Raw genomic sequence first — 16,141 nt, 5'->3', positions numbered from 1 at the left:
CATGCAGGGCACACCAAAAAAAGCTATGACATCAGATAAATGTCATAGCTTTTTGGATTATTTCTTTAGTTTTCGTACATAGCCATTAAGTCTTTGAATAAACCATACACAAATTGGTTTGGATCGAAATTTTCTAAATCAGTAATTCTTTCTCCTAAACCAACTAATTTAACTGGTAAATGCAATTCATTTCGAATAGCTAATACCATACCACCTTTAGCTGTTCCATCTAATTTAGACAGAACAATTCCTGTTACTTGAGTAGTATCTTTAAATTCTTTTGCTTGAATCATTGCATTTTGACCAGTTGTTGCATCTACTACGAGTAACACTTCATGAGGCGCTGAAGGGTATTCTCTCTCAATAACACGCTTCATTTTTTCTAACTCTTTCATCAAGTTGACTTTGTTTTGTAAACGACCCGCTGTATCAACTAACAATACATCATAGCCTTCTGCTTTTGTTTTTTCCACAGCGTCATATACAACTGCTGCTGGATCACTTCCTGCACTGTGTTTCACCACATCAACACCAGCACGCTCACCCCAAACAACTAATTGATCAATCGCTCCTGCCCTAAACGTATCTGCAGCTGCTAATAACACTTTTTTACCTTCTTGTTTGTATCGATAAGCTAACTTACCAATACTAGTTGTTTTACCAACACCATTAACTCCTACAAACAGAATAATGGTTGGGCCATCTGTTTGCATGTTAAGTGTATTGTCTTCCTCTACACCTTCTGCTTGGTAAATCTCAACTAATTTTTCAATAATCGTATTTTGGACATCTTCTTGTTTTTTGACATTTTTCAATTTCACTTCTTCTTGAAGCTCATCTGAAATTCTCATAGCTGTTTCAAAACCAACATCCGCACTAATAAGGGATTCTTCTAGTTCTTCAAAAAACTCATCGTCTACTACACGGAAATTAGAGAATAAGTTATTCATGAATTGACCAAATGTCTTACGAGATTTCTCTAAACCTTTGTCGTATTTCTCAACTGTTTCTTCTTGTTTAGTTGGTTCTTCCTTTGGTTCTGGCTGAACTTGTTCTGGCACGACTACAGGTGCTTCTTCTTTGACTGGAGCCTCTTCTTTAACCTCAATAGGTTCACTTACTACTTCTGTTTCTGTTACTTCTTCAGTAACGGTTTCTTCAACAACTACCTCTACTTCTTCCTCTTTAACAGCTTCAAGAGGCAAATTATTGATTTTTTCTTCAGCAGGCTTTTCCCCTAGGACCGCCTTTTTAATCTTATCAAAAAATCCCATCATATCCTCCTTAATCTACTAAAACAAATTGTTCGACAGCGTAAGCTACGCCATCTTCTTCATTTGATTTAGTTACAAATTGAGCTAGTTTTTTTACTGTTTCATTTCCATTTGCCATAACAACGCCCATACCAGCGTACTCAATCATGGAAATATCATTTTCCTCATCACCAATAGCCATCACTTCTTCTTGCTTAATCCCTAACTTTTTAGCTAGTAAATCAATACCATTGGCTTTGCTGACCTCTTTATGAATAACTTCTAGTAAACAATCTCTTGATTTCATAATATTAAAGTCCATGTACCACTCGTCCCCTAATCCTTTTAGCTGCTCATCTAAATAATCAGGTTCACAAGCAACTACCATTTTGTTAAAGATAGTTGACTCATCTAAGTCAGAGACTTCCTTAGTTTCAAAAGTTAAAACTGGGTTGATATCTCTATAAATAGATTTTCTTGTTTTAGATGTAGGTAAATGGATACACGTATCAACAGAGATAACATCTAAAGGTAAGTCTAGCTCTGTCATCACAGCTGCTACACGCTTCACTTCGGCTAAACTTAAGGAATAAGAAAGCAATTCTTCCCCTGTATCATTTTTTTGAACAGCACCACCATTAAAGGTAATACTGTAATCCCCCGCATCTCTTAACTCTAAACGATTAAGATAAGACTCAATCGCAATAAGTGGGCGACCTGTACATAAAACGACTTTTACTCCTTGTTCTTTTGCTTTTGTTAAAACAGCTTTATTACGATTTGAAATCTGTTTATCATCGGTTAAAAGCGTTCCATCTAAGTCGATGGCGATTAACTTAATCATTGAAACTCTCCTTTACATAACCTCTAAATTTTCTTGATTCTCTAATTCTTCTAAACGAACGGACACAATTTTAGACACACCAGACTCTTGCATGGTTACACCATAAAGCATATCTGCTGCTTCCATGGTTCCTTTTCTATGAGTAATCACAATAAACTGCATCTCATCCCCAAAGTGACGTAGGTAATTACCATATCTTGCCACATTGGCATCATCTAATGCTGCCTCTACCTCATCTAAAATACAGAAAGGAACTGGTCGGGCTTGGATAATAGCAAACAACAAAGCAATGGCGGTTAAAGCTCGTTCTCCACCTGACAATAAACTTAAGTTTTGCAATTTTTTACCTGGTGGTTGAGCGACAATATCAATACCTGTATGCAGTAAATCAGTTGGATCTGTTAATATTAAATCTGCGTGACCTCCACCAAACATATTAGGAAAGACCAATCTAAATTGTTCTCTAATATCACAGAAGACATCATGGAATTTCTTAATCACTAACTCATCCATTTCATTCATAGTCTCAAACAACTCATTTTTAGCTAACACTAAATCTTCTTGTTGTGTCACTAAAAAGACATGACGCTCATGAACTTCTTTATACTGCTCGATGGCATTTAAGTTCACTGGACCTAACTCTTGAATTGCTTCTTTCAAGTTTTTGATCGTTTCTTTACCTGCCTCATAGTCTTCTACAAATGGATAGTTCACTTTACCTGCTTCAAAAGTCAGACCGTATTCTTCTTGTAAATACGTCAATCCACGATCTAGACCGATGTTGGCACTGTTTTTAGCGACTTCTAAAGTTGTTTTTTCATCCATTAGCTCTTGAATATGTTGATTATACAGGAGTACCTCATTATCCCCTGTGGAGATTTGTTTATATAGACTTTCTCGTTCTTCTTTCAAGTCCCTCAAGGTATCACTTAACACGCCTTTTGTTGTATTTAAGTAACTCATGTGCTCCTTAATACTCTCACTGGTTTCCCCATGAGTCAAATGATCTGTGGATTCAGAATCAAGTAGACTTAGTAAATGTCCTTCTTGTTCTTTGATATTAGTCAATTCTGCTTCTTTTTCCGTAACACGGAATTTCAACTGATTGCTTTTTTCGATTAGCACCGCTAGTTCTGCTTGTTTTTGGTTAAGTTTCTCTTGTGCTTCTTCTTTTTTAACCGTTGTTTCTTCTGCTAACTCGCTAGTTTCTTTCATCAACGTATCTAACGTAATCTTTTTGGCAGCTAGTTTTTCTTGTGCTTCTTCTAGTTGCGCTTTTTCTTCTTGGTAATCTTCTAAGAAACGTTGTAATTCTCGTTTCTCATATTCAAAGGCACGACGTTCTTTTTCTTGTCGTGTGGCTTTTTGATCGTATTGTTCTAACTCACTAGTCAGTGTTTGTTCTAACAACCTAGCTTCTTCTCCGTCACGTCTAACGACTTCTAATTTTTCTTCCATTAGATGTAGCGCTTGTTTGAGTTCTCTTACTTCCGTTTCTTTTGTTTCATATAAACGAGACATTTGTCCCACCTGGACTTGAAGTTCTTTTAACTCCTGACCTTGAGAAAATAGTTGGTTGTTTTGACCATGTTTACTAGCTCCACCCGTCATAGAACCACCTGGATTCATCACGTCACCCTCTAAAGAAACAACACGGTATTGGAAGTTAATGCTTTTAGCTAACTCATTAGCGGTACTCAAATCTTTAGCAATAATCGTTAAGCCTAAAATATTTTCAATCACTTGGTTAATAGATGCCTCATAGGTTACTAACTCACTAGCAATCCCTACAAAACCAGGATGAGTTGCTACGCGAGACTTGATAGACGGACTTAGTTGACGTGGTTTTATGGTTGTTAGTGGCAAGAAGGTTGCTCGTCCTACTCGTTGTTGTTTCAAGTAAGAAATGGCTTTTCTAGCACTTTGTTCGTTGTCAGTAATCACGTGTTGAGCCGCTGCTCCTAAAGCTGTTTCAATTGCTAGACTAATATTTTTAGGTACAGTAACAAGTTCTGCTACTGCTCCAACAATCCCACCCAAAGAATCACGCTCTTTTAAGACAGAACGCACCCCTTGATAAAAACCAGAGTAATTAGCTTTTAACTCTTGCAAGCTTTTTTCTTTTGCTTGAGCTTGTTGGAGAATTTTTAAAGCTTCATACATTTGCTTTTCATTAGTTGTTGTTTTGGTTTTGAGTTCAACAACCCTTTGTTGGACCTGAGAAAAATCGGTTAATAACTGACTTACTTTTCCTTGTTGCTTCTCTAAGGCTACTTTAGTCTGTTGTTGTTTTTCCTTCGTCTCTTTTTCTTCTAACAGAAGAGTATCATATGTTGACACATCTTTTTCGTTACGTGTCATTTCTAGCTGATGTTGTTTTTCTAGATACTTTAAGTCATTGTTAACATTAGTTTGTTGTTGCATCAAATCAACATAGTCACTTCGTAAATCTTCTAGTTGCTCTTTTGTTGATTTACTAAAACGTTCCACATCTTGTTTTAGTTCTTCAACTTCTTTTTGATAAGCTCTTTTAGTCTGACTTAACTCACTGGCTTCTTTTCTTAAACTTGCAAGTTCAATTTCTAAGCCTTCTTTTTTATCTATTAAGACTTTTAAATTCGCTTCATGAGTCGTTTTGTTCTGAACTGAAAAACGTTGTCTTTCTTCTAAAACGTTCTTTTGTCCTTCAAGTTTTTCAAACTCTGTTGTGACTTCAAGTAACTGTCTTTGTTGCTCATCAATTTTTATTTCTAATGCTTCTCTAGTTGCTTTTAACTCTTTTAATGCTTCTTCTTGTGATACTAAATGTGCCTTTTTGTTAGCAATATCTGACAAAATAAGCCCTAAAGCACCCTCTTTTTCATCAAGTTCTGCTTTATGCTTTTCAATTCGTTGGACATTGATATTCACATCAACAGCCGTTAACTGTTCTTTGTACACTAAATACTTAGTGGCTGTTTCACTCTGTCTTTTAAGAGGTTCTAATTGTGCCTCTAATTCATAAATAATATCTTGAACTCGGTTTAAGTTATCCTCGGTTTCAAATAAGCGTTTTTCAGCTTCTCTTTTTCGAGTTTTGTATTTCAATACACCCGCTGCTTCTTCAAAAATACCACGACGATCTTCAGGCTTACTATTAAAAATACTTTCCACTTTCCCTTGAGAAATAATAGAAAAAGATTCTTTACCTAAACCTGAATCCATAAACAGATTAACAATATCCTTTAAGCGGCAACTTTGCTTATTAATAAAGAAATCACTTTCCCCACTACGTTTTAGTTTTCTTGAAACACTGACTTCACTAAAATCAATGGGTAAAAAACGTTCTTCATTATCAAGAACGAGAGTGACTTCTGCCACATTTAATGCTGGACGTGAAGAAGAGCCAGCAAAAATTACATCTGGCATGGTTCCACCACGTAAATTTTTTGCTGACTGCTCCCCTAATACCCAACGAATAGCTTCTGTAATATTACTCTTTCCACTTCCATTTGGTCCAACAACGGCTGTTAACCCTTGATTAAACTCAATCACAGTACGATCTGCAAAGGACTTAAACCCAGCTATTTCAATTCGTTTTAAATACACTAAAGTTTAGGCTCCTTCCTATTTTTGATTCAAATCTCCTAGTGCGACTTCAGCCGCTTTTTGCTCAGCTACTTTTTTTGATTTTCCAGAACCAATACCAAGTAGTTTACCACCTGCATTGACTTCAACGTGAAAAATACGGTTATGAGCAGGGCCTTCTTCTCTCACTAATTTGTATTCAATGGAAATATCCCCATTCTTTTGTAAGACTTCTTGTAAAGCTGTCTTATGATCCATCTCATGTGAAAAAGCACCTGATTCAATTTTTGGAATAATAACTTGATAAATAAAGTCATTAGCTTTTTGTGACCCTTGATCAATAAAAAGGGCTCCTAAAAAAGCTTCAAATAAATCACATAAAAGTGATGAACGGTTACGTCCATTTGAATTTTCTTCACCTTTACCTAAACGAATATGGGCATCAAAACCACACTCTTTAGCAAACTTAGCTAAACTATCTTCGCATACAATAGTGGCTCTTAATTTCGTTAGTTTTCCTTCAGGTAAATCTTGGAAATGATGATATAAGTACTCCGAAATAATTAATTCTAGTACCGCATCTCCTAAAAATTCAAGTCGTTCGTTATCCGTTAATTCCAGATGTCGATGCTCATTCACATAGGATGAATGGGTAAAAGCTTGCTCCAATAGACTAATATCTTTAAACACAACTTGATATGTCTCTTTCAACTCTTTTGTTAATGCTTCTATCATGCTTTCGCTCTTCCTCTCATTCAAAATGTTCAGTCTCTATTATACGTTGTTTTGTCTCTTTTTAAAACAAAAACTATCAACTTAAGGTCTTTTCCTTAAGTTGATAGTAAGATAAGTCATTATTTTGTTTTACCAACTGAAGCCCATGGGTTTGATTGTGCATCATATGCCCAAGTAAAGTTAGTTACATCTTTGCTGATTGGTAATACTTGATCTCTAAATAATGTTGGGAATACAAATGCTTCATCACTTGCATATTCTTGCCATTCTTTAAAGGCTTTTGCACGGTATTCTGTATCAAATGATTTTTCAGAATCAATGTTGTTCATTAACTCAGTGTTTTTCTCTGACTCAAAACGAGTATAGTTAAATGGTGCTGTTGCTGCGTATAGACCTGATTGAGATGGATCTTCACTTAATCCCCAAGCAGCTTGATACACATCGATTTCTGGATCATCATTTTTAAGTTTATCGTAGAATGAGTTAAACTCGATTAGACGACCTGTAGATAGTTTCACATCTAAACCAATTTCTTTCCAACAATCGATATAGTATTCAGCGATTGGTTGTGCTGTTTCTCCACCTGACATAGAAGCGAATTTAATTTCTAACTTCTCACCTTTTGGATCACGACGGAATTCTTCACCATCTTTTTTCTTGTAGCCAGCTTCATCTAATAATTTGTTTGCTTTTTCAATATCTTGCTTAGCATATCCTGGTAAATCTTTATTAGAGAATTCTGCAAAGATTGGTGGTACTAAAGCATTGGCTGGTTGACGTAAACCATGGTAGAATTTCTCACCAATTGCTTCATTATTTACAGATAAAGCCATCGCTTGACGCAATGATTTGTTTGCCATTTTAGCTTCTGGGTTATAAACAACTTTTTTCTCTTTATCATCCCATTTACCTAATTTGAATCCAATATAAGTGTAAGCTAAATCTGGACGACCTAAGATCTCATAGCCTTCGATATCTTTGTATGATGGGTAGTTATCTGTTGGCATAGATAATACCATGTCATATTTTTTAGCTTTCATTGCTTCAGTAATTGAGTTAGTTGGAGCAACTCTCATAATGATTTTATCTAAATGAGGTTTTTCACCATAGTAGTACTCATTTGGTGTGTACTCTACAGATTCACCTTGATTGATTTTAGACATTTTGTATGGTCCAAAAGTTACAGGATTCTTACGAACAGCATCACTTGATTCCATACCTTTAACTGGCATATCTTTGAAAATATGAGATGGTAACGCACTTTGCCATACAGTCTCACTATTTTGTTTCATACCTGGATCCATTTTTTTGTAAGTAATTTCAATTGATTTGTCATCAATTTTTTTGATTCCTGAGATATCTTTTGCTGTACCAGCATGATACTCTTCTACACCAACGATGTTAGTGAAGTCTTCACCGTAACGTACTCCTGCGTAGTCTGGGTGAGAAATAATTAAGTAAGGTTGGATTAAATCTTCCGCGATTAACGGCTGACCATCAGACCATTTTACATTTTCTTTATTGATTGTCAATTTGATTTTTTTATTTTCGATATCAATGTCTTTTTTTACAACACTTTCATCAGTTGTCTCAAAGTTACTGTCTGAAACAAAAAGTGACTCATGTGATGGCAACATAAATTGAGCATCATAGTTGTTTTCATAGAATTCTTTTTGGAAAAGACCAGCAAACTGTGTATCCATTGCAACGGCAACTTCTAATGTGCCACCATCTTTTGGTTTTTCTTCGTTACTTGTTTTGACTGGGAATTTTGATACGTCTTCTTGTTTAGTCGTACCTCCCGATTTTTTCCCGTCATCTTTTTTTCCGCCACCGCAAGCAGCTAAACCAATTGTTACAGCAGCACCTAGTGCAACGGCACTAACTAATTTTTTGTACTTCATCCTTCATTTCCCCCTCTATATTTTGTTATCCTAGACGTTGACGCGCATCTGCCGAACGTTTAAATGCTTGACCAACGTAATTTATACTCAACATCATTACTAAAATTAGTATTGATGCAGGAGCCCAAATCCATGTCATCTCAGATAATACAACCCCATTGGATGCATATCCTATTAATGTTCCCAAACTTGGTGTTGCTGGTGGCAAACCAAACCCTAAGTAAGATAGAGTTGTTTCAATCCCGATGTTTGCCGCAAAGTTAATCGTCAAGTTGGTAATAATTAATGAACTCAAGTTTGGCATTAACTCACCAAACATGATTTTGAAATCATTTGTTCCTAATGTCTTAGAAGCACTGATGTAATCACGACGAGCTTCTGACAAAGTTTTACCTCTAAATAAACGCGCTTTAGCTACCCAATAAAAGGCACTCATAATCATAACAAATGACATGACGTTGTATTTAGGTGTAATAGTAACAAATACAATGATTACCATTGTAATTGGTAAAATCATAACAAAGTCAACAATTCTCATAATAACAGTGTCAATCACGCCACCGTAGTAACCGGCAATAATTCCTAAACCTACCCCGATAATCGATGTGATAATCGTGATAGTGAAACCAATAACTACAGAGTTTCTAGCTCCGATGATTAACTGACCGAATACATCTCGACCACCCTCATCTGCCCCTAGAAGAAAACCATTTCCAGGAGGTGCGTATTTATCAAAAATACTAACTTTCATGACAGCTGCTTGGTCCATAAACATAGAACCAATGAAAATAACTAATAACAATATAACTAGTAAGCCTAATGAAAATAAGGCTAATTTATCTTTTTTAAATTCTCGAACAATCATTTTAAATCCAGTTGGTGGTGCACTGATTGTTTCTTGTTTTTTCTCTTTACTCATGGTAGTTCTCCTTTCTTATCCTTTATCGATTATTGAATACGAATTCTTGGATCCACAATACTCATTACAATATCAGAAATTAAGTTTCCGACAATTGTTACAATACCTAAGATTAATACTAAGGCAGTAATAACTGAGTAGTCACGTCCGTTAATCGCATCAATAAATAATTTACCGATACCAGGGTAAGCGAAGGTTTGTTCAATAACAACCGATCCACTAATTAAAGCTGAAATTTCATAACTTAATTGAGCAGCAATTGGTAATGACGCATTTCTAAAGATATGGCGTGTAAATACTTTGTTTGTTGGTACCCCTTTAGCTCTTGCTGTACGAACAAAGTCCATTTGTTGCGCATCAATCACTTCGTTACGTAAGTATTGAATCGTGACAGCTGTTGCTAGAAGTGCTTGGGTAATAGCTGGTAAAATCATATGATACAGCTTACTCCAGAAGTACGCCATGGTTCCTTGTTCTAAACCAGAACCAACAGAACCTGTTGTTGGAAACCATTCTAAACGGTAACCAAAGATGAATAACATCATTAAAGCAAAGATAAAGATTGGAACAGCAAAACTGACAAAGTTGTAAACCACTACTGATTTATCAAATAATGAGTTTTGGTATCTTCCTGAGAACAAACCTAATGGTAAGGCAATCAAGTAAGTTAAAATAGCTGTTAATAATGATAACCAAATTGTGTTTGTTACACGTTGTCCAATAATATCTGTTACAGGTAATTTGAATAAGAAACTTTGACCAAAGTCACCTTGAACTGCATTTGAAATCCAATCCCAATACTGTACATACCAAGGATTGTTAAGCCCTGCTGCTTCACGCATTTGTTCAATAGTTGCTGGGTCCATGTTTGGGTTAATTAAACCGGTAAAAGGATCCCCTGGCATTGCTTTAGCTAAAATAAAGATAAACAAACTCAAGATAATGATTTGAGGAATCATTGCTAACACACGTCGAAGTATTGTTTTCCACATAACTATTCTCCCTCTCTTTCGCTCAATTTAACGGCAGCTTTGTGAGTTGAACTAATAGTTTGTAGGTCATAAACTCGACCGTTCTCATCATAATATTGATTGTAAAGCTCATCGTATTCTCTTTCGACTTTACGACGATTTTCTTTGTGAGCTTCACGATTGTCCACATCAATTTTTGGAATCGCTGATAATAAACGTTTCGTATAAATATGTTGTGGGTTGTTATAAATATCATCTCTTGTACCAATTTCAACGAAACGGCCTTTGTTCATGATAGCGATGTTATCACACATGTGCTTAACAACTCCTAAATCATGAGAGATAAATAGGTAACTTAAGTTGTACTCTTCTTGAATTCGTTTCATGAAGTTAAGTACTTGGGCTTGTACAGATAAGTCAAGAGCTGATACAGGCTCATCGGCAATGATTAATTTAGGGTTAGTTGCTACGGCACGAGCCACACCTAAACGTTGTCTTTGTCCACCTGAGAACTCATGAGGATATTTGTACAAAGCATCTGTTGGCATACCAACAATATCTAGTAAGCCTTGAACTTTTTTCTTCTCTTCTTGATCAGATAATTTTTCAAAGTTACGAATTGGTTCTGCAATAATATCCAAAACACGTTTTTTAGGATTCAAACTTGACATTGAATCTTGGAAAATCATTTGAACATCTTTATTGTAGCCAATTTGTTTACGTACATTTCTTTTTACGACATTGTTACCTTCGAAATTAATTTCTCCAGCAGTCGCTTTTTCTAAACCAACGATTGTTTTACCAATAGTTGATTTACCAGAACCAGACTCACCAACTAAACCGTAAGTTGTTCCTGCTTCAATTTCAAAATTCACACCATCTACTGCATAGACATAATCAACAACTTTATTGAAGAAACCTCCACGAATAGGATAGTGTACTTTTAAATCTTTAATTTCTATTAATCCCATTACGCTTCTCCTTCTTCTTTAAAATGAAAATGTTTGTAGCATGTACAACGGACAAAATGTCCTGGTCCAACTTCATGTAATGTTGGGTTCTCTTCATGAGCGTCTGCTTCAATCCAAGGAATACGTTCAGCAAAACGACAGCCAACTCGTTCCATGTTTTTAAGTGTTGGTACAACTCCTTCAATAACATGAAGATCACTATCATGTGCATCTTCTTGAGGAATTGAGTTTAATAAAGATCTTGTATAAGGATGTTGTGGGTTTTTAAATAATTCTGCCACTGGTGCTTCCTCTACAATTTGACCTCCGTACATTACAGCTACGCGGTCAGCAGTCTCAGCTACTACACCTAAGTCATGGGTAATCAAGATAATTCCTGATTCCGTTTCTTTTTGTAATTCATTTAGTAAATCTAAGATTTGAGCTTGAATCGTTACGTCAAGAGCTGTTGTCGGCTCATCGGCAATGATAATAGGTGGTTTACATGAGATAGCAATCGCGATAATTACACGTTGTCTCATACCTCCAGATAATTCATGTGGGTATTGTTTTGCCACACGTTGTGGGTTTACAATTCCTACTTGATCTAATAACTCGACGGCTCTTTGATTACGCTCATTTTCAGATAAATCAGTATGATAAAACAGCGCTTCGGCAATTTGATCACCAATTCTCATTAATGGGTTTAACGCAGACAATGGATCTTGGAAAATCATCCCAATATCATTTCCTCTGACCTTATTGTATAACGTTTCAGATAAACCATTTAGATTTAAATCATTATAGATGATATCTCCTGTAATTCTAGTTTGATCAGGGTTTTGTAATCCCATAATTGTCATGGCTAAGGTACTCTTGCCACAACCTGACTCCCCAACAATTGCTAAAATCTCATTTTTGTCTAATGTCAGTGATACGTCATCGACTGCATCATAATAATCATCTTTGATTCGAAAACCAGTGTGCAAATTTCTAATTTCTAATAACTTGTTGTCAACAAACAATAGAATTCTCCTTCCTGTTCTATTCCCGTACTGATTTCATTTCTTAAAATACTTTATAAACACTTCATTATTGTCCATAGATTTTTCATAAAAAAACCTCAAGATATCCATTAATTATATTAGAATTACACGCATTAATCAATAGTCATCACTAAGAAACGATTAAAACAAAATTAAAACCAAAGGTGCTAATACTCATAATTCTAATTTTTTGTCTCATTTTTTTAAAATATTTTTTGTTATTTTATCCAACTAAAATACGCATAAATGTATTGAAATCACTCAATAAGCCCATTTTAATTAGCGAATGAATTGTGTCTGTCATAAGAACAATTTCGTTCTAAAAAAAACATTAAAAAAAGATAAAAAAAATTAAAAAGCCGCTACTTTTTTCTGATTTTAATCATTATTTTATCACATTATCTACTTTTACCCTACCTTTTTTAATAACATCAAGGCTAAATATAGAAAAAAACGAATTAACAGCGATCCTCCTAGAACAATCATTTGCCAATTCGTCATTTTTAATTTTTACTGATTCGCCATAATATAATCGACAGCTGCACCAACAGTTTCAATTTTCTCTGCTGCTTCATCTGAAATTTCTGCTTCAAATACATCTTCTAATTCTAAAACAAATTCCATAATGCTGATTGAATCTGCTTCTAAATCATCTTTAATGCTAATGCTTTCTGTTACTTTATCTTCATCAATTTCAAAATGCTCGACAATAATGTCTTTGATTTTTCCAAATACTTCTTCACGATTCAAATTCTTTGCACCCCCATTGTCTATTTTGTGTATTTAAATCCCTCTTGAGTTTAATTTTACTTCCAAAGATAACTTTTGTCTATCTTAAATAAAATTTAAGCTTTAGGGTCTTCAAAAAAGACTTGTAACTCTTCAACTAAATGTTCTTCTAACATCGTTTTAATTTGGCTGATTGTATTTCTAACAGCCTCTGGTCCTGTTGAGCCATGTGTTTTAACTACAGGTGCTTTAACACCAAACAATACAGCGCCACCGTGACTTGAGTAATCCATCTTATCTTTCATACCCATCAAGCTATCCTTTAACAACAAAGCACCCATTTTACTCTTCATGCCACCGTCTTTAATAGATGATTTCAACACACCCATAATGGCTTGAGCAGTTCCTTCAACAGATTTTAATACAGCATTTCCTGTAAAACCATCTGTTACCACAACATCTGCTGCTCCACCAAATACATCCCGAGCTTCAATGTTACCAATAAAATTAATACTAGGCTCTTCTGATAACAAAGCAAAAGCAGCTTTTGTTAATTCACTACCTTTAGTTTCTTCAGATCCGTTGTTTAAAAGAGCTACTTTAGGATTATCAATGTGACGAACTTTCTTAGCGTAAAATGAGCCTAAGATACCATACGTCAATAGATGCTCTGCTTTGTTGTCTGCATTAGCACCCATATCAATAAAATCAAATCCGGCATTTTCTTCTCCTGTAAACACAGGCATCGTTGTCATTAAGCCAGGACGCTCCACATTTTTAATACGACCAACAATAAATAAACCAGCAGCTAGTAAAGCACCTGTATTCCCTGCTGAGAAAACAGCATCGGCTTCACCATTTTTTACTGCTTGAGCAGCTAACACCATAGATGCTTGTTTTTTTCTACGAATAGATTTAACAGGTTCATCATCACTTTCGATTTTTTCATCTGTATGAACAATCGTTACATTAGTTTCGTCTGTTAAATATTTTTTGATTTCTGCTTCTTTTCCATAAAGTAAAAACTCAATCTCTGGAAAATCTTTTTTAGCTAAGTTAATTCCTTCTACAATTGCTTTAGGAGCATGATCCCCGCCCATAGCGTCGACTGCTATTCTCACGTTGTTACCTCTTTTCATTGTTTTTCGCCTTTATTTTATCATAAATCATCAATCAAAGTATTTCGATTCTTCTGCTCTTTCGTTTAACGCTTTGACTAATTTCTCATTTTCAGGTTGTGCTGCCCACTCACTAGAAGCGATTAGTTGAGCCGCTTCTACTCGAGCTGTTTCAAGAATGGCTTCATCAGCCACAATATCTCCAACTTTAAATTCTGGCAAGCCAGATTGTTTAGAACCAAAGAAATCACCAGGTCCGCGCATTTCTAAATCTTTTTGACTTAAGACAAAACCATCTGTGGTTTCAGTCATGATTTTCATACGCTCTTTACCTTGATCACTTTTGGGGCTAGCAACTAAAATACAGTAAGAAGCTAAACTTCCACGACCAACACGTCCTCTTAACTGATGCAATTGAGCTAGTCCAAATCGATCCGCATCCATAATCATCATAGTAGTAGCATTGGGCACATTCACACCTACTTCAATTACTGTCGTAGATACTAGAATCTGCATCTTGTTGTCTTTGAATTGCGTCATAATAGCTTCTTTTTCTTGAGGTTTCATTTTACCATGAAGTAGTCCTACTGAGAAATGAGGTTCATAAAACTCTTTTAAATGCTCGTATATTTCTGTTGCGTTTTTAACATCTAACAACTCAGATTCTTCTATTAAAGGACAAATCACATAAGCTTGTTGTCCCTGTTTTAATTGTTTGTTTAACCATGTTAATACCGAATCAACTTGTTTAGGCAAAATCCACCTTGTTTCAATAGGTATTCTTCCAGCAGGCAACTCATCAATTACAGAAACATCCATTTCACCATACGCCGTTATAGCTAATGTTCTTGGGATAGGCGTTGCTGTCATAAACAAGACATCTGCTTGATTCCCTTTTTCTCGAAGCATTTTCCGTTGATTCACACCAAATCGATGTTGCTCATCAATAATCACCAGACTTAAATCTTTGAAGATGACTTCATCTTGAATCAAAGAGTGCGTCCCAACCAATACATCTAGCTCACCTGAGGCTAAATCAGCTAGTAATTGACGCCTTTCAGCTGTCTTAGTCGAACTTGTTAGTAAAGCAATCTTAACTGAGGTCCCCTCAAAAACACCTTGAAGGCTTTCTAAATGTTGCTCTGCTAAAATTTCTGTTGGAACCATTAACGCCCCTTGCATACCTTCACTTACTACAGCAAACAAAGCAACGGCTGCAACAATGGTCTTACCACTACCTACATCTCCTTGTAGCAAGCGATGCATATGCTCTGGACTTCTTAAGTCTGCACAAATCTCATTGACTACTCTTTTTTGAGCTCCAGTTAGTTCAAATGGCAAGGTTTGGATAAAACCTTTCAATGCTTTAACATCGTATAAAATAGATTTTCCCAAATCTTTTGATGTTTCTTGTTGTTTTAGTTGTAACATCTTCAATTGAAACAGGAAAAACTCCTCGAAAGCTAAACGTCTTCTAGCTAATCGATTTTCCTCAATACTATCCGGAAAGTGCATAGCGTAAGCAGCACGATTTTTAGGCATTAGACGGTATTTTTCAATCAACCAATCTGGCAAATTTTCTGGCATCAACTCACCGTACTCGTCCCATGTAACTTTAATCAAATCGACTAATGTCTTTTGCCTAATGCTTTTTGTCACATGATAAATCGGTGAAAAATCAATTTCTTCTTCTTGTGTGGCTAAAATTTTCATACCTGTTAATGCTTTTCTTCGTCCATCCCATTTACCATAAACAGCAATTTCTTCTGACGCATTGATTTTTGATTTTAAAAAGTGTTGATTAAAGAACGTCACATTAATCACAGCCTGCTCAGTCATCATTCGAAAAATTAAACGACTTTTTTTAAAGCCATAAAAATTCACCACAGGCTCTGCTAAAACGACTCCCTTAAGCACGACTTTCTCCTGATCAGAGATCTCATCTAAAGACTTTTCCTGGATATCATCGTATCGAAAAGGGTAATAAGTTAACAAGTCATAAATAGTACGGATACCTAAGCTATTCAAGACCTCGCCTCGTTTAGCACCTACTCCTTTAAGACTTGTTACTAATTGATTTAACTCGTCCACAAACACCCTCCTCT

General features: G+C 35.6%; 12 protein-coding genes. All 12 read right to left on the bottom strand.

The genetic code is table 11. The features are described from left to right. Positions 1-65: 65 nt before the first annotated feature. Positions 66-1,274, bottom strand: coding sequence for a signal recognition particle-docking protein FtsY (gene ftsY, locus DOK76_RS08150; RefSeq protein WP_206966638.1), 1,209 nt, complete (start codon positions 1,272-1,274; stop codon positions 66-68). A gap of 10 nt (positions 1,275-1,284) precedes the next feature. Continuing rightward, entirely contained in the window at positions 1,285-2,097 is an 813-nt protein-coding gene (locus DOK76_RS08145; protein ID WP_206966636.1) for a Cof-type HAD-IIB family hydrolase, read from the bottom strand. A gap of 12 nt (positions 2,098-2,109) precedes the next feature. Then, positions 2,110-5,685, bottom strand: a complete 3,576-nt coding sequence (smc, locus tag DOK76_RS08140) for a chromosome segregation protein SMC (protein WP_206966634.1) — start codon at positions 5,683-5,685, stop codon at positions 2,110-2,112. Positions 5,686-5,703: 18 nt separating this feature from the next. Next, positions 5,704-6,399, bottom strand: coding sequence for a ribonuclease III (gene rnc / locus DOK76_RS08135; RefSeq protein WP_206966632.1), 696 nt, complete (start codon positions 6,397-6,399; stop codon positions 5,704-5,706). Positions 6,400-6,518: 119 nt separating this feature from the next. After that, complete coding sequence (locus tag DOK76_RS08130) at positions 6,519-8,303, bottom strand: oligopeptide ABC transporter substrate-binding protein (RefSeq protein WP_206966630.1); 1,785 nt, start codon at positions 8,301-8,303, stop codon at positions 6,519-6,521. A 25-nt stretch (positions 8,304-8,328) separates the two neighbouring features. Continuing rightward, the gene (locus DOK76_RS08125; protein ID WP_206966628.1) at positions 8,329-9,222 is read right to left on the bottom strand and encodes an ABC transporter permease; all 894 of its coding nucleotides are present in this window, start codon (positions 9,220-9,222) and stop codon (positions 8,329-8,331) included. A gap of 29 nt (positions 9,223-9,251) precedes the next feature. Continuing rightward, the gene (gene opp4B / locus DOK76_RS08120; RefSeq protein WP_206966626.1) at positions 9,252-10,214 is read right to left on the bottom strand and encodes an oligopeptide ABC transporter permease; all 963 of its coding nucleotides are present in this window, start codon (positions 10,212-10,214) and stop codon (positions 9,252-9,254) included. A 2-nt stretch (positions 10,215-10,216) separates the two neighbouring features. Further along, positions 10,217-11,164 carry an ATP-binding cassette domain-containing protein gene (locus DOK76_RS08115; RefSeq protein WP_206966624.1) on the bottom strand — a complete coding sequence of 316 codons (948 nt, stop codon included), beginning with the start codon at positions 11,162-11,164 and terminating at the stop codon, positions 10,217-10,219. Next, positions 11,164-12,168, bottom strand: coding sequence for an ABC transporter ATP-binding protein (locus DOK76_RS08110; protein WP_206966623.1), 1,005 nt, complete (start codon positions 12,166-12,168; stop codon positions 11,164-11,166). The genes DOK76_RS08115 and DOK76_RS08110 overlap by 1 nt, the downstream gene beginning before the upstream one ends. Positions 12,169-12,699: 531 nt before the next feature. After that, on the bottom strand, positions 12,700-12,939 hold the full coding sequence (gene acpP / locus DOK76_RS08105) for an acyl carrier protein (protein WP_206966621.1): 240 nt from the start codon (positions 12,937-12,939) through the stop codon (positions 12,700-12,702). A 95-nt stretch (positions 12,940-13,034) separates the two neighbouring features. After that, positions 13,035-14,039 carry a phosphate acyltransferase PlsX gene (gene plsX, locus DOK76_RS08100; protein ID WP_370590119.1) on the bottom strand — a complete coding sequence of 335 codons (1,005 nt, stop codon included), beginning with the start codon at positions 14,037-14,039 and terminating at the stop codon, positions 13,035-13,037. A gap of 48 nt (positions 14,040-14,087) precedes the next feature. Further along, positions 14,088-16,127, bottom strand: coding sequence for an ATP-dependent DNA helicase RecG (gene recG / locus DOK76_RS08095; protein ID WP_206966617.1), 2,040 nt, complete (start codon positions 16,125-16,127; stop codon positions 14,088-14,090). Between the last annotated feature and the right edge of the window lie 14 nt (positions 16,128-16,141).

The organism is Candidatus Vagococcus giribetii (genome assembly GCF_017316185.1).
Classification (GTDB): domain Bacteria; phylum Bacillota; class Bacilli; order Lactobacillales; family Vagococcaceae; genus Vagococcus; species Vagococcus giribetii.
This window is presented reverse-complemented; position numbering and strand designations above follow the sequence as displayed.

Bases quoted from the DNA above. Each gene is read 5' to 3' on its own strand.
- rnc (WP_206966632.1), bottom strand. From the start codon at position 6,399: ATGATAGAAGCATTAACAAAAGAGTTGAAAGAGACATATCAAGTTGTG.
- DOK76_RS08115 (WP_206966624.1), bottom strand. From the start codon at position 11,164: ATGGGATTAATAGAAATTAAAGATTTAAAAGTACACTATCCTATTCGT.
- DOK76_RS08125 (WP_206966628.1), bottom strand. From the start codon at position 9,222: ATGAGTAAAGAGAAAAAACAAGAAACAATCAGTGCACCACCAACTGGA.
- ftsY (WP_206966638.1), bottom strand. From the start codon at position 1,274: ATGGGATTTTTTGATAAGATTAAAAAGGCGGTCCTAGGGGAAAAGCCT.
- DOK76_RS08130 (WP_206966630.1), bottom strand. From the start codon at position 8,303: ATGAAGTACAAAAAATTAGTTAGTGCCGTTGCACTAGGTGCTGCTGTA.
- opp4B (WP_206966626.1), bottom strand. From the start codon at position 10,214: ATGTGGAAAACAATACTTCGACGTGTGTTAGCAATGATTCCTCAAATC.
- DOK76_RS08145 (WP_206966636.1), bottom strand. From the start codon at position 2,097: ATGATTAAGTTAATCGCCATCGACTTAGATGGAACGCTTTTAACCGAT.